The following is a 17,026-nucleotide window of genomic DNA, read 5'->3' as shown; positions in this document are numbered from 1 at the left end:
TATCTGGCCCGTGTCACTGAAATTCAAAAGGAGATACCGTGATGATTGCTGTTACTGGGGCGACAGGTCAGTTGGGCCGTCATGTCATCGACGCGCTGGCCGACCGGGTGCCGTCGGCGTCGATTGTGGCGGCCGTGCGCCGACCAGCCGCCGCCGCCGATCTCGCGGCGCGGGGGTTTGTCGTGCGCGAAGCGGATTATGACCGGCCTGCGACTTTGGAGGCAGCTTTCGCCGGGGTGCGTACCCTGTTGTTGATCTCGTCCAGCGACATCGGCAAGCGGGTGGCGCAGCACCGGGCCGTCATTGCGGCTGCCAGGGCGGCAGGTGTGACGCGGATCGTCTACACCAGCATTCTGGGTGCGGCGGACTCTCCGCTGATGCTGGCCGCAGAGCACCGGGCGAGCGAGGCCGATCTTGCTGCATCGGGGCTGGAGTTTGTTCTGCTGCGCAACGGCTGGTATCTCGAGAATTACCAGTCCGCCGTCGGCATGGCCGTGCAACACGGCGCGGTGCTGGGGGCGGCGCAGTCCGGGCAGGTGTCGGCGGCGGCCCGCCGGGATTATGCCGATGCGGCGGCGTCGGTTCTGTTGCGGGATGATGTGCCGACGGGGCAGGTGTACGAGCTGAGCGGGGATTCGGCCTTTACCATGGCGGACCTTGCCGCCGAGATCGCAGGGGCGTCGGGCAGGCAAGTGTCCTATGTCGACATGACACCGGCGGATTATGCCGGCCGGCTGAAAGAGCTTGGGCTGCCGGACGGTCTGGCCGATGTGCTGGCGGATTCCGATGCCGGTCTGGCGCAGGGCGGGCTGTATGGCGACAGCGGTGATCTTGCGGCATTGATCGGGCGGCCCACCACGGCGATGCCGGAGTTTGTGGTTTCGGCGCTAAAGGGCTGAAGCTGCGTCCTGGCTGCGGCCGGGGTGCCGGCTGCCTGTGGCAGTGATGATCCGGACAGGTGATCAAGGGGGTCCAAGCCGCAGATCGCCGCCTTCGTCGCGCAATTGCCAGCGTTTTGGCGGTGCCATGCGGGCGCGGGTGCGCGACAGCTGCCAGCAGGTGCGGCCCGGGGTGTGATCCGGGTCGATCTGCCAGCGCGTCTCGATCCCCGGCGCGCCGCCGGTGCCCGGGGTCAGCAGCAGACCAATCGGGCGGCAGTGGCCTTCGCCCGTGCCGGCTTCGGCGGCAAGGTGCAGGCGGCGCACCGGTGTCAGGCCCGGCGGCTCGGGCAGTTCGGCAACGACCACCGGCACAGCGCCCGAGCGCAGGATCTCTTCGGTGCACCACAGGATGTCCTCGCTCCGCCGGGGGCTGAGAAAGGTCACGTCCTGTGGTTGCAGGAAAGACAGCATCCCGTCGGGATTAAGCTGCGTCGCCGTCCACGCCGGTGCGATCCAGAAGACCGGCGCCCCGGCGCGGGCTGCGATCACCAGCGCAAGGGTGCGGCGTGCACGGCCGCAGATTTCGTGCACGCGCGACAGCGGCAGGGCAATTTCGTCCAGCAGGGTCAGGCTGGGAGGCGGCTGGTGCGCCGCGCGTCCGAGAAGGGTCTGGGGCATCCGTGCAGAATACAATGTTCCGTATTTGTTCTCAAGTGAGTCGGTGTCGCATGCCTCGGCGTCAGCGGCGGCGCGGGCCGGGCCTGCGCGACCAAAGACCCCTTGTGAGGCGCATCCAACTTTGACAGGTTTGCGCAAAATGCCGTCACCGGAGCTGACATGCTGAACTTCCGATGGATGCGTGCGCTGACCATCAGCGCGGCGCTTGCCTGCACCGCCGGTCCGCTCGCGGCGGCCGAAGTCACGGTCTTTGCCGCCGCCTCGACCGGCGATGTGCTGGCGCAGGCCGCCTCGGTCTGGGCGGCGGAGACAGGCAACAGCGTCACCGTTGTTCCGGCGGGCAGTTCCGCGCTGGCCCGGCAGATCGCGGCAGGGGCACCGGCCGACCTGTTCGTCTCGGCCAACCCCGAATGGATGGACTGGCTGGATCAACAGGGCATGATCCGGACCGAGACCCGCAGGGTGTTGATGGGCAACGCGCTGGTGCTGATCCGCACCGGCCCCGCATGGGGGAAAGCCACTGAAATCACGCCAGATTTTGATATCGCCGCCCGGCTCGGACCAGACGCGCGTCTGGCAATGGCACTGATCGAGGCGGTGCCCGCCGGTATCTATGGCCAGGCGGCGCTTGCGTGGATGGGCCAGTGGGAGGCACTTGCCCCCCGCGTGGCACAGGCCGACAATGTGCGCGCGGCACTGGCGCTGGTGGCGCTGGGCGAGGCCCCCTATGGCATCGTCTACGCCACCGACGCTGCCGCGGAAAAGCGGGTGCATGTGGTTGCGACCTTTCCCGCCGAAAGCCATCCGCCGATCCTGTACCCCGGTGCGGTGACGCGTGAAGCGGCAGAGCCCGAAGCGGCGGCGGCCTTTCTCGACTGGCTGGGCGGCACCGAGGCGGGCGTGATCCTGCAACAACATGGCTTTGTCCTGCCGAGAGAGTAGGTTACAGCCTAGGTGATGGAGTTTCTGGGCCCAGAGGAATGGCAGGCGGTTGCGCTGTCTCTGAAGGTCGCGTTCTGGGCGACGCTGACCTCTTTGCCATTTGGCCTGGGGGTTGCGATGCTGCTGGCGCGGGGGCGTTTCCCCGGGCGGCATCTGTTGAACGGGCTGGTGCATTTGCCGCTGATCCTGCCTCCGGTGGTCACGGGCTATCTGTTGCTGATGACATTCGGGCGGCGTGGACCGGCGGGCGCAGTCCTTGAGCAATGGTTTGGCATCGTCCTGGCCTTCCGCTGGACCGGCGCGGCGCTGGCAGCGGCGATCATGGCGTTTCCGCTGATGGTCCGGGCGATGCGGCTGGCGATCGAGGCCGTGGACCCGAAGCTGGAACAGGCGGCGGCCACTTTGGGGGCGTCGCGCGGACGTGTCTTCCTGACCGTGACCCTGCCGCTGATCCTGCCGGGGGTGATCGCAGGGGCGGTGCTGGCCTTTGCCAAGGCGATGGGAGAGTTCGGCGCCACCATCACCTTTGTCTCGAACATTCCCGGCCAGACCCGCACCGTGCCATCCGCCATCTATGCCTTTCTGCAGGTCCCGGGAGGCGAGGACGCGGCGGTGCGGCTGGTTGTCGTCTCGGTCGCCATCGCCATGCTTGCGTTGCTGCTGTCGGAATGGCTGGCGCGGCGTGTGGCGCGAAAGATTGCCGGACGATGAGCCTCTCGGTCGACATCAGCCACGCGCTGGGCGATTTCCGCCTCGATGTCCGGTTCGAAGCGCCGGACGGCGTCACGGTGCTGTTTGGCCGCTCGGGGTCCGGAAAGACGTCGGTGGTCAACGCGGTGGCCGGGCTGCTGACGCCCGATCAGGGCCGGATCGAAGTTGCGGGCCGGGTGCTGTTTGACCACAGCCAGCGCATATCGGTGCCGGTACATCGGCGCCGCATGGGCTATGTCTTTCAGGAAGGACGGCTGTTTCCGCATCTCACCGTGCGACAGAACCTGCTGTATGCACGGCGGGTCACCGGCCGCAAGTCGCAAGAGGGTCTGGCGCGGGTTGTCGATCTGCTCGGGCTTGGTGCCCTGCTCGACCGTCAGCCCGGCGCGCTGTCCGGCGGAGAGGCGCAGAGGGTGGCGATCGGGCGCGCCCTGCTGGCCGATCCGGTGATGCTGCTGATGGACGAGCCGCTGGCCGCGCTGGACGGAGCGCGCAAGGCGGAAATCCTGCCCTACCTCGAACGGCTGCGCACCGAGGCGGGGGTGCCGATCCTGTATGTCAGCCACAATGTCTCGGAGGTCGCGCGGCTGGCGACGCAGGTTGTTGTGCTCGAGGAGGGGCGGGTGTTGCAGGCGGGGCCCGCCGGCAGGCTTCTGGCCGATCCGGGCATGGTCCGGGTCATGGGGGTGCGCGATGCCGGTGCGGTGATCGAGGCGCGGGTTCTGCGCCATTCCGACGACGGGGTGACGGACCTGCAGTTCTCTGGCGGGGTCCTGTGCCTGCCCGAAGTCGAGGCGACAGTTGGTTCCGAACTGCGTGTGCGGATTCTGGCGCAGGACGTGATGCTGGCGGTCGAGCGGCCGCGGGGCATCTCGGCGCTCAACATTCTGCCGGTGCAGGTGCTGGCCCTGCGGCGCGGCGACGGGCCGGGGGTGATCGTGCAGTTGCGTGCGGGCAACGACACCCTGCTGGCCCGGATCACCCGCCGGTCCGCCGACACACTGAACCTGCAGCCGGGCAAGGCCTGCTTTGCCGTGCTGAAATCGGTGGCCGTGGCCCAGACGGACATCGGTCTGGGGTTGCACACCTGAGCGCTGCGCCTAGGTTGTGCCGCAACGCAGAACGAAAGGTTTCCGAGATGAAGATGAATCCGCTGGGCCGCACCGGCCTGATGGTGTCCGAGCTGTGTCTCGGGACCATGACCTATGGCAACCAGACCAACGAGACCGTGGCGCACCGCCAGATCGCGATGGCACAGGATGCCGGGATCAATTTCATGGACACCGCCGAGATGTACCCGGTCAATCCGATCCTGGAAAAGACCATAGGGCTGAGCGAAGAGATCATCGGCAACTGGTTTGCCGCTTCGGGCCGACGCAATGACTGGATCGTCGCCACCAAGCATTCGGGCGAGGGCCAGATGATGGTGCGCAACGGGGCGCCGATTTCGTCCGAAACGATTCCCGGCTGTATCGAGGCGTCGCTGAAGCGGCTGAAGACCGATGTGATCGACCTTTACCAGTTCCACTGGCCGAACCGCGGATCCTACATGTTCCGCAAGAACTGGACCTTTGACCCCAGCGGTCAGGACAAGGCCACGACGCTGCAGCATATGCACGATGCTCTCGGCGCACTGAAAGATCAGGTCACGCGCGGCACCATCCGGAATTTCGGCCTGTCCAACGAAAGCGCCTGGGGCACGGCAATGTGGCTGAAGGTGGCCGAGGACACCGCGACGCCGCGCGTCGCCTCGATCCAGAATGAATATTCGCTGATGTGCCGGCTGGCGGATACGGATCTGGCGGAACTGATGGTAAACGAAGACGTCAGCCTGTTGCCGTTCTCGCCGCTGGCTGCGGGCCTGCTGACCGGCAAATACCAGAACGGCGCGGTGCCGGCAGGGTCCCGCATGTCCCTGAACAAGGATCTGGGCGGGCGCAGGACCGAACGGGCCTTTGCCGCGGTGGACGCCTATCTCGCGGTGGCCGCAGATTTTGGATTGGATCCGGTGCATATGGCGCTGGCCTGGTCAGCGCGAAGACCCTTTGTCGCCGCGTCGATCTTTGGCGCCACCACGCTGGAACAGCTCGAGCGGCTGCTGGGCGCCAGGGACGTGACGTTGCCGCCCGAGTTGCTTGCCCGGCTGGACGAGGTGCACAAAGCGCATCCGATGCCGTACTGACGCCTTTGCCGGAGCGGGCGTGCAAAAGCCGCCGCCCGCGCCCGTCATGGCCCATGCGAAGTCCGGAACGCGGCCACCCCGAGGTGTTCCGCTGGTCACGTGCGACCTGTGCGGGTCGGCTGAAACAACAGCCCCGTGGCGACAGAGCCGCCGGCCCCGTGGCACAGCCGCGCGCTTTCGCAGTCTGACCAGACCCGGTGCATCCAGCCCGGCGTTTGTCCTCAAGCGCATGAAGGGGCCAGACCTTCGCCGTAAGGGCGTTTTCATGCGGTCGGTGATTGCAGCCGCGCAGACCGATGGTCCGGTTCAGCGCACTGGGGCTAATCCGTCATCGGGTGTCCGCGCAGGCGCAGGAACAGGCTTTCCTCGTCGTCGTTGCGGAAAAACGGCACCGACTCGGGGGCGGTCGACGACCGTGCACGCGCCGCCACTTCGGCCAGCACCACTTCGGTGATGAACGGCAGATCGAAATTGCGCACCTCGTCGAGGTCGATCCATTGCAGCAGGCTCAACTCGTCCGAGGCAGAGGAAAAGTCATCCGGATCGGATGCCAGATTTGCGGCATCGGCCAGAAAGAACCGGGCGTCAAAGCGGCGCGGGCGGCCCGGTGGCGTGATGGCGCGGAACACGAACTGCAGCGCCCCGGCATGCGGACGATGGCCCGTGGATGCAAACCCGGCCCAGTCCGGCGCAGGCGTTTCGCCCCAGGTGCCGGGAGTGCCGAGGATCTGGCCGGTTTCTTCCCAGAGTTCGCGGATTGCCGCAACCGACAGCGCATGGGCCAGACCGGGGGCCGCGTCTTCGCACAGCCGGGCGGCGCAGAGTTCGTTCAGCGGTTCGGCCAGCGGGACCTGACCGTCCCCGGCATCCACCGCGCCTCCGGGAAAGACAAACTTGTTGGGCATGAAGGCTGCTGCGGCGCCACGCTGTCCCATCAGGATGCGGGGCCGGGTCTCGCGATCACGCAGCAGGATTATGGTGGCCGCATTGCGGATGGCGGTCTTGTCGACCGGCTTTGTCGAATCTTGAACTGCGCGCATCAGGGCCTCTTTGCCGACGGGTGATCAGGCGGCCCGGGAAAAGCCGTGCATGTAGCGTGACCATTGCAGCGCCACGATCACGCCTTTCAGTCTGGGCAGAAGATAGAGCGAAAGCGAGATGCAGCCAACGGCAAAGATGGTGAACAAAATCAGCGGCTCCGGCCGGAACGCGGTGAACACCATCAAAAGCAGCGGCGCCATCAGGTGTCCGACGATCAGAATGGTCAGATAGGCCGGTCCATCATCTGCGCGGTGATGGTGCAGCTCTTCCCGGCAGACCGGGCAGGCTTCGCGTACGGTCAGGTAGCCGCGCAACAGCGGGCCATTGCCGCAGCTCGGGCAACGGCGACGCCAGCCTTTCCAGACGGCGGGCCAGGTGGGGCGTTCCTCGTGTCGGGGGGCACTGTCGGTCATACTGTCCTCGCGAATATGTCTTGTCACAAATGTGGTCCCGGGGCGCCCTGTTGTAAGGGTGCATAATGTCCTTGCGTCGGGATGTCGCGCCGGGTCGCACGTCCCGTCAGCGCAGCTTTATCCCGCGCCGGTGACCGGCACAAACTCGGATATTCCGGTCATGACCGACGGAAATGCCGCGCGCCTCCGTATCAGCAGGCACATCCGGAGCCACAAGGGGTCCGGTCACAGATTGGCGGGACAAGGAGAGATTGCGATGGCATCCCAAAAATGGATCACCGGGGCATGTATGACGGTGCTGGCTCTGTCTGGGGGCGCGCTGCAGGCAGAGGGCGCCGGATCCGACGCCGGCGCCCATGGCGCGCGCGCGGCGATGGTCTTTGGCGACCTCGATGCCAACGGGGACGGACAGCTGACGCAGGAAGAGATGACGGCCCATCGCACAGCGCGCTTTGCTGCGGCGGATGCCGACGGTGACGGCTTGCTGACTGCCGAGGAAATGACTGCCGCGGCGGCCAGTCGCATGGCCGAGCGCACAGCGCGGATGATCAAGCGCATGGACCGGAACGACGACGGCCTGCTCAGTCCCGAAGAGATGCGGGCCGGACGCGATCCGGGCAGGATGTTCCGCCGGGTCGACAGCAACGGTGACGGTGTCGTGAGCGCAGGGGAATTTGCCAAGGTCGGCCATGGGATGCGTGGGCATCACGAAACGCGGGGCCGCCACGGCAAGCGTCGTCATCGTGATCACGACAGGGGCTAGTTGCATGACCGGGCCGGGGGCGGCCCCTGCGCAGGGCGTTGCCCGGGCTGGTCCACACCTGTAGCGTTGGGAGCCATGGATTTGCCCCTTGATGCGATGCACGACAGTGACGACGAGGCTTTGCTGGAGCTTTATGCCTGCGGCGATGCTGCTGCGGCGCGTGCCCTTACGGCGCGGCTGGGACCGCGGGTGCTGTCGCATGCCCATCGCCTGCTGGCCGACCGGGCCGAAGCCGAGGACGTCACGCAAGAGGCGTTGCTGCGTCTTTGGCGGATTGCCCCGGACTGGCGCCGGGGCGAGGCGAAGGTGACCACCTGGCTGTACCGCGTCACGGCCAATCTGTGCACCGACCGGCTGCGCAGGCGGCGTGGCACCGATCTGGATTCGGTGCCCGAGATCGCGGACGACCAGCCCCCGGTCGAGGTTGCGCTTCAGCGGCAGGCGCGGGAACAGGCGTTGCAGGCGGCGCTGATGCGGTTGCCGGAGCGACAGCGACAGGCGGTGGTGCTGCGCCACATCGAAGGGCTGGCCAACCCCGAGATAGGCCAGATCATGGATTTGACGACCCGCGCGGTGGAAAGCCTGACGGCCCGGGGCAAACGGTCGCTGGAAGTGATGCTGCTGGGGCAGCGCGAGGAGTTGGGGTTGTACGATGACACATGACGACGACGCATCCGCAAAGGGTGACCTGGCTGGATTTTTTGAGGCCGCCCGGCTCGGCGGAGCCGAGCCAACGGGCGGGTTCATGGCGCGCATGGAAGCGGACGCCTTGCGAATGCAGCCGCGGCCGATGATCCGGCGCAAACAATCCTTGTGGCGGGAACTCTTGCAGGGACTCGGCGGCTGGCCGGCGGTGGCGGGGCTGACGGCGGCCACCTGCGTCGGCGTCTGGATCGGCATCAACCCTCCGGACCGACTGGACGCCCTGCTCGAGGATCCGAGCGCGATCCAGAGCGTCGATCCCCTCAGCGGATACGATTTTGCAATGCTGGAGAACTGAGTCGATGGCCAAACCCGCGACAACCGAAAACCGCTGGGTCAAACCGGTGATGATCGCCTCTCTTGCGCTGAACCTGGCATTCGTCGGGGCTGTCGTCGGCTATTCCCTCGTCGGGGGGCGGCATGGCCGGGAGGGGCATTCCGCCGGCCGGGCGGATGCGATGCCCTACATGCGGGCGCTGACCGACACCGACCGGCACCGGCTGCGCGACGCCCTGCGCCAGGATTTCCGCCAGTATCGCGGAACCCGTGGCCAGATAACCGAGGATTACGGCGCCGCGCTGGCGGCGCTGCGCGCGGACCCCTTTGACCGGGCGTCGCTGAGCGCGGTTCTGGACCGGCAGAGTGCCCGCGCAAACGATCGGTTGCAGGGCGGGCAGCGGGTGCTGGCCGACTTTGTTGCCGCCATGAGCGCGGACGAGCGCAGCGCCTATGCTGACCGGCTTGCGCACCAGATTGAGCGTCTGGCAGAGCGCTGGGACCACCTGGACCGGAAAAGCGAGTAACCCCTGGCGGTATCGCGGGGGTGCGACGGCACGGCTGCTGGTGCCTGTCGCGTCAGGCGGCGGCCGACCCGAGCAAGGCCTGGTTGCGTCCTTCGGCCTTGGCGCAGTACAGCGCCTGATCCGCCATCGCGATCAGCTGTGCCGGGGGGACATTGCCGTCAGCCGGGGCGACGGCGATCCCGATGCTGAGCGTTTGGGGCAGGGGGCCGATCCGGTCGCTGACGGCAAAGGGGTGGGCGGCAATCAGCTGACACAGGCGGGACGCGAGGTGCAGGGCTTTGGCGCAATTGGTGTCGGGCATCGCGATCAGGAATTCCTCGCCGCCGATGCGCGCCAACAGATCCGCAGCCCGCAGGTTGTCGGCCAGCCGGCGGGCCACCCCGGTCAGGACCGCGTCGCCTGCGGCGTGGCCGTGGTTGTCATTGACCAGCTTGAAGTGATCCAGGTCAGCCACCATCACGGCCAGCGGCCGGTTTTGCCGCGCCGCTCTTTCGGCCATGCGCGACAGGTGCGGCAGCGCATACCGCCGGTTGAACAGGCCGGTCAGCGGGTCGGTCAGGGCGGCGCGCAGGCCGTCGCGGACGTTGTCGCGAAGCTGGTCCACATGGCGTTTGCGCCGGATCTGCTTTTGCAGTCGCAGCACCATTTCGCGCGGTTCGGGCCCGGCACACATCAGGTCGTTTGCCCCCAGATCCAGCGCTGTGGCCGCACTGCGCCGCTGATGCGGTTCGGTGACATAGAGGATGGCGGCGTGACGGGTGACGGTGCTGGCCCGCAGGTTGGCAAGCAATTCCAGCCCCTCACCGTCACAGGCCGGATGCTCGACGATGACCACCACTTCCGGCGGAACTTGCAGGTCCCGCAGCAGGACATCCTGCGCCACAAGGCTGATCCGGTCCGGCAGCGCCATGCCCAGATGTTTCAGCAGAGGCTTGAAATTGCGCGGGGCCCCCGTGGGAACGATCGCCAGCCGTGCCGGAACCGCGAAGCCGGGGCTTTCTTCGGCCAGACCAAGCGCGCGCTGGGTATCATCTCGCAATCGAAGTTCCGCTTCTGCATCCCGGGCGCGCAGCAGGCTGCGCAGCCGCGCCAGCAGCACCAGTTCGTCGATGGGGCGGCTCAGGATATCGTCGGCCCCGGCCGTCAGGGCGGCGACCCGGGCTTCGGTTTCATCCGGGCCATGTACCAGAATGACGGGAATATCCGCCCAGCGGGGATTCGCCTTGATCCGGGCGCAGAGCTCCGGTCCGCTCTGGTCGGGCAGGTCCATCGACACAAGCACCGCATCCGGCATGCTGCGAGCGATCATCGCGACAGCCGCTGCGCCGGAATCGGCCAGTGTCACATCATAATAGGCGGCGGCAAGTTTGACCCGCAGGATGATGCGGTTTGTCGGAAGTCCGTCTACAATCAGTATGCGGCCGGTCATGCGGAAAGCCACCCTTTCAGTGCGCGAAACGAAGCGACGCTTGCAACGCGCGACAGTGTAAGTCTTTAGTGAGAATGGTTAACAAACCCTTTCGGAGGTCTGACAACATGGCACTTGCGCGAGATCGTGCTGAATTGATCGGCTTGCAGGCGGTGGCCTGGCTGGCGGCGAACGACGAGCTGCTGCCAGTGTTTCAGGGGGCCTCGGGCGCCAGCGAGGACGATTTCCGGCAGGGACTGTCGGATCCGGATTTTCAGGGTTCGGTTCTGGACTTTCTGCTGATGGACGATGCCTGGGTCATCGCCTTTTGTGATGCTCAGTCGCTTGCCTATGACCTGCCGAAGCAGGCGCGGGCGATGCTGCCCGGAGGAGACCAGGTGCACTGGACATGACACCGTCCGCGATCGGTGCGGTGCTTTTCGACAAGGACGGCACGCTGTTCGATTTCGGTGCAACCTGGGACGGTTGGGCGGCGCGGACCCTGCGCGATCTGGCGGACGGGGATGAAGTCGTGCTGCAGGACCTGGCCACCGTTGCGTGTTTCGACCTGGAGGCGGCGCGGTTCCGGCCCGACAGCCCGATCATCGCGGGCACAAACCGCGAGGCCGCCCAGTGTCTGGCAAAGGCCCTGCCCGCGCGCCGGGTCGAGGACATCGAGCGGCATCTGATGCTGACGTCCTCCGTGGCGCCGCTGGCCCCTGCCGTGGCGCTCGTCCCGCTGCTGTCACTGCTGGCGCAGTCGGGGTTGAAGCTGGGCGTGATGACCAACGACACGGAATTTGGCGCGCTGGCGCATCTCAGGCAGGCGGGCGTTTCGGATATGTTCGATTTTGTCGCCGGGTTCGACAGTGGCTATGGCGCAAAGCCAGCCCCGGATCCCCTGCTGGCCTTTGCGCGGGCGGTGGGGGTTGTGCCGGGGCGCTGTGTCATGGTGGGGGACAGCGCCCATGACCTTGTGGCGGGCCGCGCGGCGGGAATGCGCTGTGTCGGCGTGCTGACCGGTCCGGCACAGGCTGACGTGCTGGCGCCGCTGGCAGATATCGTACTGCCTGACATCGGCCATTTGCCGGGATGGATCGCCTCGCTGTCCTAGCGGCGCGGGGGTGCGGCACTCCGGGCCGCGCCGCGCAATCCGGATCGTGCGACCCCGGTTGGCGGCCGACACATGGTTTTCGGCAACGCCGCCACTCGGACATGACCAGCCGACGTGCGACAGCTGGATGCGGTTGGCGCGGCGCTGCTCCTGACCCGGCCTTGCCCAGACCGTCGCGGCAAGGCATCGTGCGCGCAGATAAAGGGGAGCATGTACATGGCACCGACGCAGGCAGCGCCGCTGCGCCTTCAGGTCACTGTTCTGGGCGCGCTGGCAGGGGTGGCCGGCTGGTTGATCTGGGATGTTCTCTATGACGGGATCGCTGATCACCGGCTGTTCATGCTGCTGGCCGCCACAACCTACGGCACTTTTTTCATGCTGCTGGCGCTGGTGGGGCCCGCGCGGCTCTGGCCGAGCCTGCGCTGGGCGGCGGGCGTTTCTGCCGGCGCCTCGGCCCTGCTCTACGGGGCGTCGTTCCGCCACGCCTCGGCGGAATCGTTCCTGAGCGCTGCCTATCCGCTGGTCGCGTTCTGGCTGTTTCTGGTGATCGCGACCCCCTTTGTGGCGGCGCGTCTGCGCCCGGGGGATGGGTGGTTGTCCTATCCTGCGCTGTTCGATCTGAGCTGGCGGATATTCGTGCGCTACCTTGCGGCGGTGCTGTTCACTGCATTGTTCTGGGGGCTGATTGGTCTGTCCGACGCCTTGCTCAACCTTGTCGGCCTGCGGTTGCTGCACCTGATAACCGCGGTCAACCCGCTGGCCTGGGTGCTGAGCGGAGCGGTGTTCGGGCTCGCTCTCGCGGTGGTGCACGAGCTCAGGGAGTACCTGTCGCCATATCTGGTGCTGCAATTGCTGAGGCTGTTGCTGCCGGTGGTGCTTGGAGTTGTGGTGGTGTTTCTGTTGGCGCTGCCGGTGCAGGGGTTGTCGAACCTTGTTGGCGATCTGTCCGCGGCGGGAACGCTGATGTCGGCGGCCCTGTCGGCGATTGTTCTGATCACCGTCGCCGTCGACCGCGACCAGGCCGAAGAGGTGCGCCTGCGCTGGTTGCGCGGCATGGTTCAGGTGCTGGCGTTGCTGGTGCCGGTCCTGGCGGCTCTGGCTGTCTATGCGCTGTGGCTGCGTGTGGAGGCCTATGGCTGGACTCCGCAGCGGCTGATGGCGGCGACGGTTGCGGCGATGGTGCTGTTGTACGGATTGGCCTACGGCGGCTCCGTCGTGCTGCGGCGGCGCTGGGCCGAGCGTATCCGTCAGGCAAATGTGGCTCTGGCGCTTGTGACACTTGCGGTGATCCTGATCTGGCTCAGTCCGGTTCTCGTGCCCGAACGTATTTCTGCCCGCGATCAGCTGGCACGTTATCAGGCGGGCAGCCTGCCGCCCGCCGAAGTGCCGTTGCGCGAAATGTCGCGCGAATGGGGCCTGCCCGGTACCGCGGCGCTGGACGCAATCCGCCAGGATCAGGTTCTGGCCGAACGGATCGCCGCGCTGGACGCAGAGGAGACATGGACGGCAGCGACAGTGCGCGATGACGTGGTGGCGCTGATGGTCGTGGTGGGCGCCGAGGCACTGAGCGTGCCGCAACTGAGCGATATCAGCGACGACATTCTTGCCGGGTGGTTGCAGTCTTGCCGCCTGGGTGTCGCAGCCGGTCCGGGCTGCGCCCTGATCTTTGGCGATTTCGTGCCGGGGGCGACCGACAAGACCGGGTTGCTGCTGCTGAGAAACGCCGACGGCAGGGTGACGGCGACCAGTCTGCGGCTCGAGCACGGGCGGTTGCAGTTCTGGGGCTATGCGATGGATCTGCGGCAGGGCCCGGCCTATGATCTGCCGGTTGACGTTCTGGAGGCGGTTCATGCCGGAACGGCCCGTATCGCGGCACCCGACATCAATGCCCTGATCGTGGGAGAGCACGCAATATTTCCGCACAATTGAGGACATTTCATCTTTCTTAAGCCTGCGATGCCACCCTCTGCGCCAGGGGCAAGAGCGGCTGGAACAGATGCACGGATTGATCAACAACACATTGCAATGCTTTCTTCAGGACACCTATGGCGGTGAGACATGGGCGGAAATAGCCCGACGGGCGGACATTGATCCCCCGGAATTCGAGGCGATGCTGCACTACGAGCCCGAGCAGACGGATCAAATTCTGGACAGCGCCGCCCTGCACCTGTGCAAACCGCGCGAGGCCATTCTCGAAGACGTTGGCACCTACCTTGTCTCGCATCCGAACACGGAAGCACTGCGGCGTCTTCTGCGGTTCGGCGGCGTGACCTTTGCGGAATTCCTGCATTCCATGGATGACCTGCCGGACCGTGCCCGGCTGGCGGTGCCGGATCTGGATCTTCCCGGACTGGAGCTCACCGAATATGCCAAGGACCGGTTCGCCCTGCGCTGTACCGGCCCTGTTCCCGGATTCGGACTGGTGCTGGTCGGCGTGCTGCGGGCGATGGCCGATGACTATGGCGCACTGGTCATTCTGGAATACGAGGGCTGGAACCTGGGATGCGAACGAATCGTCATTACCTTAATCGAAACGGAATTTGCCGAAGGCCGTCAGTTCGACCTCTACGGCACACCGGTGGATCACAGGAGGGCCGCATCTTGACGGTTCCCGCATCCATTCTCATGTCCGTGTGCCCGATGCACGTCTGTCTCACGCCCACCGGTCATGTGTCGCAGGCGGGACCGACACTGCAAAAACTGCGCCCCGGGCTGCCTTTGGCGGGAACCCGGTTTCTGGATCATTTCGAGGTGTATCGACCCCGACGACTCGCCACCATGGCTGACTTGTTGCGCCAGGAAGGCGCCAAGCTGCACCTTCGGTTCAGAAACACGCCGCGCACCGCGCTCAAGGGGCTGCTGGTGTCCGACGGGCAGGGGGGCGCCGTGCTCAACCTGTCCTTCGGGATTTCGGTCGTGGATGCGGTGCGCGATTACAACCTGAGCGCCTCTGACTTTGCGGCCACTGACCTGACCATCGAAATGCTGTACCTGGTCGAGGCCAAATCTGCTGCGATGGAGGCGTCACGCAGGCTGAACCGGCGCCTTCAAGGTGCCCGGATCGCCGCCGAGGAACAGGCCTATACCGACACCTTGACCGGTCTGAAGAACCGGCGCGCGACCGACCACGTGTTGGCGCGCCTTTCCGGCAGCAAGCAAGATTTCGCCTTGATGCATCTTGATCTGGATTTCTTCAAAGCGGTGAATGACACGATGGGTCATGCGGCCGGGGACTACGTTCTGCAGCAGGTTGCCCGCATACTTGTCGGCGAAACACGCAAAGACGACATCGCCGCACGGGTGGGCGGTGACGAATTCCTGGTGATTTTTGACGGATTGGCCGACAGGCGGCGGCTGGCGGACATTGCGGACCGCATCATCTCGCGTGTGGAACGTCCGATGCTGTTTGACGGCCAGCAGTGCCGCATCTCGGGCAGCATCGGTATTACCCTGTCGCGGGGCCGCGAAACCACTGCCGCCACCGACCTCTTGCACCAAGCGGATCTTGCTCTCTACGCCTCCAAACACGGTGGACGGGCGCAACACAAATTTTACGCCGCTGGGATGAGTCAGGATGCAGAGCCTGGCGCCACGGCAGCGGAGTAGCGGAGGCTTGGGGAAAGACGAAGTCCACTCGGCTCACCATGCTGTGTTTTCCGCAGCCAGTGCCCAGACTTCGGCAGAGCCTTGATCACACCACAACTCTCGAAAATGGAACTTGCGGCACAGATCAGACCGCTGTGACAGACACAACGGCGTGCTGGCGTACCTGGGTCAGCAAGACAAGGGCAGCGGATGGCAGTCGGGGTCACCTTGGGGGTTCGGTCCCGGCCTGCGGTGGATCGGGTTCAGGATGAACCGATCCGGATCAGATGCCTGAATTTGCAGATGTCTGCCTAGGGTTCGTGACCACCGAGGGTCAGCAATTTGTAAGCAAGTATGGCACCTGCGACGAGGTCGGCAAGGTGCGTGCCCGGCAGGTGACCTCTGTGGGGATGAACCCGTTTGACGTACAGCGGGGTGGCGGCACATTTTGACCCTTGCATGATCCGCTCCACCTTCCCGGATCCTCAGGGTCATCCGTCGCGCGCCCTTGGGCGTAGCACAAAAGCCGCAGGTACCAGCCCCTCAGGACACAGGGTCCGATAGACATCCAGGGCGTTGCAGAAGCCTTCAGGTGGTACAGGCGGATGTTTTGCCAGGTGCGATCGCGACATGCGCGGCGTTCATCAATCCTAGCAGCTCCACCTGACAGGTTGCCCCCGTCTTGGAAAAGATGGAGCTGAGGTGGCATCGGATGGTGGATTCAGAAAGCGCCAATGTGGCGGCGATGACTTTTACGGTCATGCCTTGGTTCAGCATCGAGCAGACCCGGAACTCGGCCCGACTGAGACCAGCCGGATTGTTCGCGTCCAGCAATACCACTTCGCTTGTCTGTGACGGTTTCCCCACCGGGTTCACCTGGGATCGGACCAGCCATTTCTTGACAGTCAGCGGCGTGCGGCGCTGCCAGCAGGTGACCAGCGTACCGGACAGAACCCGCAGCAGATCCAGATTGTGTTGCAAGGGTTCGGAGCAAAATTGAATCTCAAGAAAATCGGCCCGCGATTTACCAGTGGCGAGCGTCAGGATCAGCGCCTCTGAAATCGCCGGGCGGTCAGTTTGCGACCCCAGCCCGTCAGAGTGCGCCCGGTCGTCGGCAGCGATCACTTCGGAGAGGCACCAGATCGAACCGGGCCTGGCCACATGAAGGCTCGCGCCCATGATTTCGCGCAGATAGGTATACGGTGCACTCGTGAGAAAACGTCCGGCACCGACGTCATGCCGCGCAACATAGCGTATCCGGTCGGTGGTCTCATCGGCGCGCAGCAGGTTTGCGGCATCTGCCCTGACCAGATGGACCAGGCTCTTCAGGACATCCTGCGCCTCTGATGCTCCGTGCAACGCGTTCATCCAGTCCGCAACAATTCCGAAGCTCGACGCGGTTGCATGCCCCTGAAAATTCAACTTATCCGTGTAATGCATTTCACAATTTACCCCCGGAACTCTGACAAAATGAGCAGAGATTAATCAATTCACAAAAAAGTCACTAAAAATTAAGCCTAACGAAATTTTCGAACAACAGATAGTTTGACGGCCACATCCCTGTAACAGACTGAAATATACTCCCCGACACCATTTTCCCCTATGTTTACAGGGTTGTGGCAACCAGGACAGCCTGCGTTACAGATCTGACCTTTCACGGCGGCCCGAAAAAAAGTACCGCGCGATGTAATCTTTGGGTTGTGTTCCTGTGAAGATCTCGCGTCAGGGGTGCCGACTCGCTGATTCGCCGGGAATCACTCATCCAACTTTCAGATAGATTAATTATTCACTTTCACAGGTTAT

At 65.0% G+C, this 17,026-nt stretch carries 20 protein-coding genes; 15 read left to right on the top strand and 5 right to left on the bottom strand.

Features of this window, described 5'->3' with window-relative positions; translation table 11 throughout:
* Positions 1 to 41 precede the first annotated feature (41 nt).
* On the top strand, positions 42 to 899 hold the full coding sequence (locus FOY53_RS04745; RefSeq protein ID WP_146586261.1) for an NAD(P)H-binding protein: 858 nt from the start codon (positions 42 to 44) through the stop codon (positions 897 to 899).
* Positions 900 to 962: 63 nt separating this feature from the next.
* Here the strand turns inward: FOY53_RS04745 and FOY53_RS04740 are convergent, their stop codons facing one another.
* Positions 963 to 1,559 carry an ImuA family protein gene (locus FOY53_RS04740; RefSeq protein ID WP_146586259.1) on the bottom strand — a complete coding sequence of 199 codons (597 nt, stop codon included), beginning with the start codon at positions 1,557 to 1,559 and terminating at the stop codon, positions 963 to 965.
* Between the two features lie 159 nt (positions 1,560 to 1,718).
* Between FOY53_RS04740 and modA the strand changes: the two genes are divergently transcribed.
* Genes modA through FOY53_RS04720 form a run of 4 tightly spaced genes read left to right on the top strand, consistent with a single transcriptional unit; the run spans position 1,719 to position 5,394 of the window.
* Positions 1,719 to 2,501: a molybdate ABC transporter substrate-binding protein gene (gene modA / locus FOY53_RS04735; RefSeq protein WP_146586257.1), complete on the top strand. Its 783-nt coding sequence runs from the start codon at positions 1,719 to 1,721 to the stop codon at positions 2,499 to 2,501.
* A gap of 15 nt (positions 2,502 to 2,516) precedes the next feature.
* Positions 2,517 to 3,212: a molybdate ABC transporter permease subunit gene (gene modB / locus FOY53_RS04730; protein ID WP_146586255.1), complete on the top strand. Its 696-nt coding sequence runs from the start codon at positions 2,517 to 2,519 to the stop codon at positions 3,210 to 3,212.
* Complete coding sequence (gene modC, locus FOY53_RS04725) at positions 3,209 to 4,303, top strand: molybdenum ABC transporter ATP-binding protein (protein ID WP_146586253.1); 1,095 nt, start codon at positions 3,209 to 3,211, stop codon at positions 4,301 to 4,303. The genes modB and modC overlap by 4 nt, the downstream gene beginning before the upstream one ends.
* Before the next feature lie 47 nt (positions 4,304 to 4,350).
* Positions 4,351 to 5,394 carry an aldo/keto reductase gene (locus FOY53_RS04720; protein ID WP_146586251.1) on the top strand — a complete coding sequence of 348 codons (1,044 nt, stop codon included), beginning with the start codon at positions 4,351 to 4,353 and terminating at the stop codon, positions 5,392 to 5,394.
* A gap of 320 nt (positions 5,395 to 5,714) precedes the next feature.
* Here the strand turns inward: FOY53_RS04720 and FOY53_RS04715 are convergent, their stop codons facing one another.
* Together FOY53_RS04715 and FOY53_RS04710 are read right to left on the bottom strand one after the other, a co-directional pair.
* A complete protein-coding gene (locus tag FOY53_RS04715; protein WP_146586249.1) occupies positions 5,715 to 6,434 on the bottom strand; it encodes an NUDIX hydrolase in 720 nt (239 codons plus the stop codon).
* A gap of 24 nt (positions 6,435 to 6,458) precedes the next feature.
* The gene (locus FOY53_RS04710; RefSeq protein WP_146586247.1) at positions 6,459 to 6,848 is read right to left on the bottom strand and encodes a DUF983 domain-containing protein; all 390 of its coding nucleotides are present in this window, start codon (positions 6,846 to 6,848) and stop codon (positions 6,459 to 6,461) included.
* 256 nt (positions 6,849 to 7,104) lie between these two features.
* Here FOY53_RS04710 and FOY53_RS04705 point away from each other — a divergent pair, with 256 nt between their 5' ends.
* The 4 genes from FOY53_RS04705 to FOY53_RS04690 all read left to right on the top strand — a co-directional run bounded on the left by FOY53_RS04705 (position 7,105) and on the right by FOY53_RS04690 (position 9,116).
* Positions 7,105 to 7,611, top strand: coding sequence for an EF-hand domain-containing protein (locus FOY53_RS04705; protein ID WP_186766514.1), 507 nt, complete (start codon positions 7,105 to 7,107; stop codon positions 7,609 to 7,611).
* 75 nt (positions 7,612 to 7,686) lie between these two features.
* Positions 7,687 to 8,274, top strand: a complete 588-nt coding sequence (locus tag FOY53_RS04700; protein ID WP_146586242.1) for an RNA polymerase sigma factor — start codon at positions 7,687 to 7,689, stop codon at positions 8,272 to 8,274.
* Positions 8,264 to 8,611, top strand: a complete 348-nt coding sequence (locus tag FOY53_RS04695; RefSeq protein ID WP_146586240.1) for a hypothetical protein — start codon at positions 8,264 to 8,266, stop codon at positions 8,609 to 8,611. Before FOY53_RS04700 ends, FOY53_RS04695 begins: the two co-directional genes overlap by 11 nt.
* 4 nt (positions 8,612 to 8,615) lie before the next feature.
* Complete coding sequence (locus tag FOY53_RS04690; protein WP_146586238.1) at positions 8,616 to 9,116, top strand: periplasmic heavy metal sensor; 501 nt, start codon at positions 8,616 to 8,618, stop codon at positions 9,114 to 9,116.
* Between the two features lie 52 nt (positions 9,117 to 9,168).
* Here the strand turns inward: FOY53_RS04690 and FOY53_RS04685 are convergent, their stop codons facing one another.
* A complete protein-coding gene (locus FOY53_RS04685; RefSeq protein WP_146586236.1) occupies positions 9,169 to 10,545 on the bottom strand; it encodes a diguanylate cyclase in 1,377 nt (458 codons plus the stop codon).
* A gap of 107 nt (positions 10,546 to 10,652) precedes the next feature.
* Here FOY53_RS04685 and FOY53_RS04680 point away from each other — a divergent pair, with 107 nt between their 5' ends.
* The 6 genes from FOY53_RS04680 to FOY53_RS22990 all read left to right on the top strand — a co-directional run bounded on the left by FOY53_RS04680 (position 10,653) and on the right by FOY53_RS22990 (position 15,675).
* Positions 10,653 to 10,937 carry a DUF3572 domain-containing protein gene (locus FOY53_RS04680; RefSeq protein ID WP_146586234.1) on the top strand — a complete coding sequence of 95 codons (285 nt, stop codon included), beginning with the start codon at positions 10,653 to 10,655 and terminating at the stop codon, positions 10,935 to 10,937.
* Positions 10,934 to 11,638 (top strand): HAD family hydrolase, encoded by a 705-nt coding sequence (locus tag FOY53_RS04675; RefSeq protein ID WP_146586232.1) that lies wholly within the window; start codon positions 10,934 to 10,936, stop codon positions 11,636 to 11,638. Before FOY53_RS04680 ends, FOY53_RS04675 begins: the two co-directional genes overlap by 4 nt.
* 216 nt (positions 11,639 to 11,854) lie before the next feature.
* Positions 11,855 to 13,567: a DUF4153 domain-containing protein gene (locus tag FOY53_RS04670; RefSeq protein ID WP_186766513.1), complete on the top strand. Its 1,713-nt coding sequence runs from the start codon at positions 11,855 to 11,857 to the stop codon at positions 13,565 to 13,567.
* Positions 13,568 to 13,634: 67 nt separating this feature from the next.
* A complete protein-coding gene (locus tag FOY53_RS04665) occupies positions 13,635 to 14,243 on the top strand; it encodes a heme NO-binding domain-containing protein (protein WP_146586228.1) in 609 nt (202 codons plus the stop codon).
* A gap of 173 nt (positions 14,244 to 14,416) precedes the next feature.
* Positions 14,417 to 15,244, top strand: a complete 828-nt coding sequence (locus tag FOY53_RS04660; protein WP_342783957.1) for a diguanylate cyclase domain-containing protein — start codon at positions 14,417 to 14,419, stop codon at positions 15,242 to 15,244.
* 266 nt (positions 15,245 to 15,510) lie between these two features.
* Complete coding sequence (locus FOY53_RS22990) at positions 15,511 to 15,675, top strand: hypothetical protein (RefSeq protein ID WP_186766512.1); 165 nt, start codon at positions 15,511 to 15,513, stop codon at positions 15,673 to 15,675.
* 136 nt (positions 15,676 to 15,811) lie between these two features.
* On the opposite strand, the gene FOY53_RS04655 is transcribed toward FOY53_RS22990, so the two are convergent.
* On the bottom strand, positions 15,812 to 16,591 hold the full coding sequence (locus tag FOY53_RS04655; protein ID WP_186766511.1) for a helix-turn-helix domain-containing protein: 780 nt from the start codon (positions 16,589 to 16,591) through the stop codon (positions 15,812 to 15,814).
* Between the last annotated feature and the right edge of the window lie 435 nt (positions 16,592 to 17,026).

The sequence above is a fragment of the Puniceibacterium confluentis genome, from assembly GCF_007923445.1.
Lineage (GTDB): Bacteria > Pseudomonadota > Alphaproteobacteria > Rhodobacterales > Rhodobacteraceae > Puniceibacterium > Puniceibacterium confluentis.
Note: the sequence above shows the minus strand (reverse complement) of the source record. Positions and strands in the feature narration are given on the sequence as shown.

Coding starts and splice junctions, on each gene's coding strand:
- FOY53_RS04745 (WP_146586261.1), top strand. CDS start 42: ATGATTGCTGTTACTGGGGCGACAGGTCAGTTGGGCCGTCATGTCATC.
- FOY53_RS04740 (WP_146586259.1), bottom strand. CDS start 1,559: ATGCCCCAGACCCTTCTCGGACGCGCGGCGCACCAGCCGCCTCCCAGC.
- modA (WP_146586257.1), top strand. CDS start 1,719: ATGCTGAACTTCCGATGGATGCGTGCGCTGACCATCAGCGCGGCGCTT.
- modB (WP_146586255.1), top strand. CDS start 2,517: ATGGAGTTTCTGGGCCCAGAGGAATGGCAGGCGGTTGCGCTGTCTCTG.
- modC (WP_146586253.1), top strand. CDS start 3,209: ATGAGCCTCTCGGTCGACATCAGCCACGCGCTGGGCGATTTCCGCCTC.
- FOY53_RS04720 (WP_146586251.1), top strand. CDS start 4,351: ATGAAGATGAATCCGCTGGGCCGCACCGGCCTGATGGTGTCCGAGCTG.
- FOY53_RS04715 (WP_146586249.1), bottom strand. CDS start 6,434: ATGCGCGCAGTTCAAGATTCGACAAAGCCGGTCGACAAGACCGCCATC.
- FOY53_RS04710 (WP_146586247.1), bottom strand. CDS start 6,848: ATGACCGACAGTGCCCCCCGACACGAGGAACGCCCCACCTGGCCCGCC.
- FOY53_RS04705 (WP_186766514.1), top strand. CDS start 7,105: ATGGCATCCCAAAAATGGATCACCGGGGCATGTATGACGGTGCTGGCT.
- FOY53_RS04700 (WP_146586242.1), top strand. CDS start 7,687: ATGGATTTGCCCCTTGATGCGATGCACGACAGTGACGACGAGGCTTTG.
- FOY53_RS04695 (WP_146586240.1), top strand. CDS start 8,264: ATGACACATGACGACGACGCATCCGCAAAGGGTGACCTGGCTGGATTT.
- FOY53_RS04690 (WP_146586238.1), top strand. CDS start 8,616: ATGGCCAAACCCGCGACAACCGAAAACCGCTGGGTCAAACCGGTGATG.
- FOY53_RS04685 (WP_146586236.1), bottom strand. CDS start 10,545: ATGACCGGCCGCATACTGATTGTAGACGGACTTCCGACAAACCGCATC.
- FOY53_RS04680 (WP_146586234.1), top strand. CDS start 10,653: ATGGCACTTGCGCGAGATCGTGCTGAATTGATCGGCTTGCAGGCGGTG.
- FOY53_RS04675 (WP_146586232.1), top strand. CDS start 10,934: ATGACACCGTCCGCGATCGGTGCGGTGCTTTTCGACAAGGACGGCACG.
- FOY53_RS04670 (WP_186766513.1), top strand. CDS start 11,855: ATGGCACCGACGCAGGCAGCGCCGCTGCGCCTTCAGGTCACTGTTCTG.
- FOY53_RS04665 (WP_146586228.1), top strand. CDS start 13,635: ATGCACGGATTGATCAACAACACATTGCAATGCTTTCTTCAGGACACC.
- FOY53_RS04660 (WP_342783957.1), top strand. CDS start 14,417: ATGGCTGACTTGTTGCGCCAGGAAGGCGCCAAGCTGCACCTTCGGTTC.
- FOY53_RS22990 (WP_186766512.1), top strand. CDS start 15,511: ATGCCTGAATTTGCAGATGTCTGCCTAGGGTTCGTGACCACCGAGGGT.
- FOY53_RS04655 (WP_186766511.1), bottom strand. CDS start 16,591: ATGAACGCGTTGCACGGAGCATCAGAGGCGCAGGATGTCCTGAAGAGC.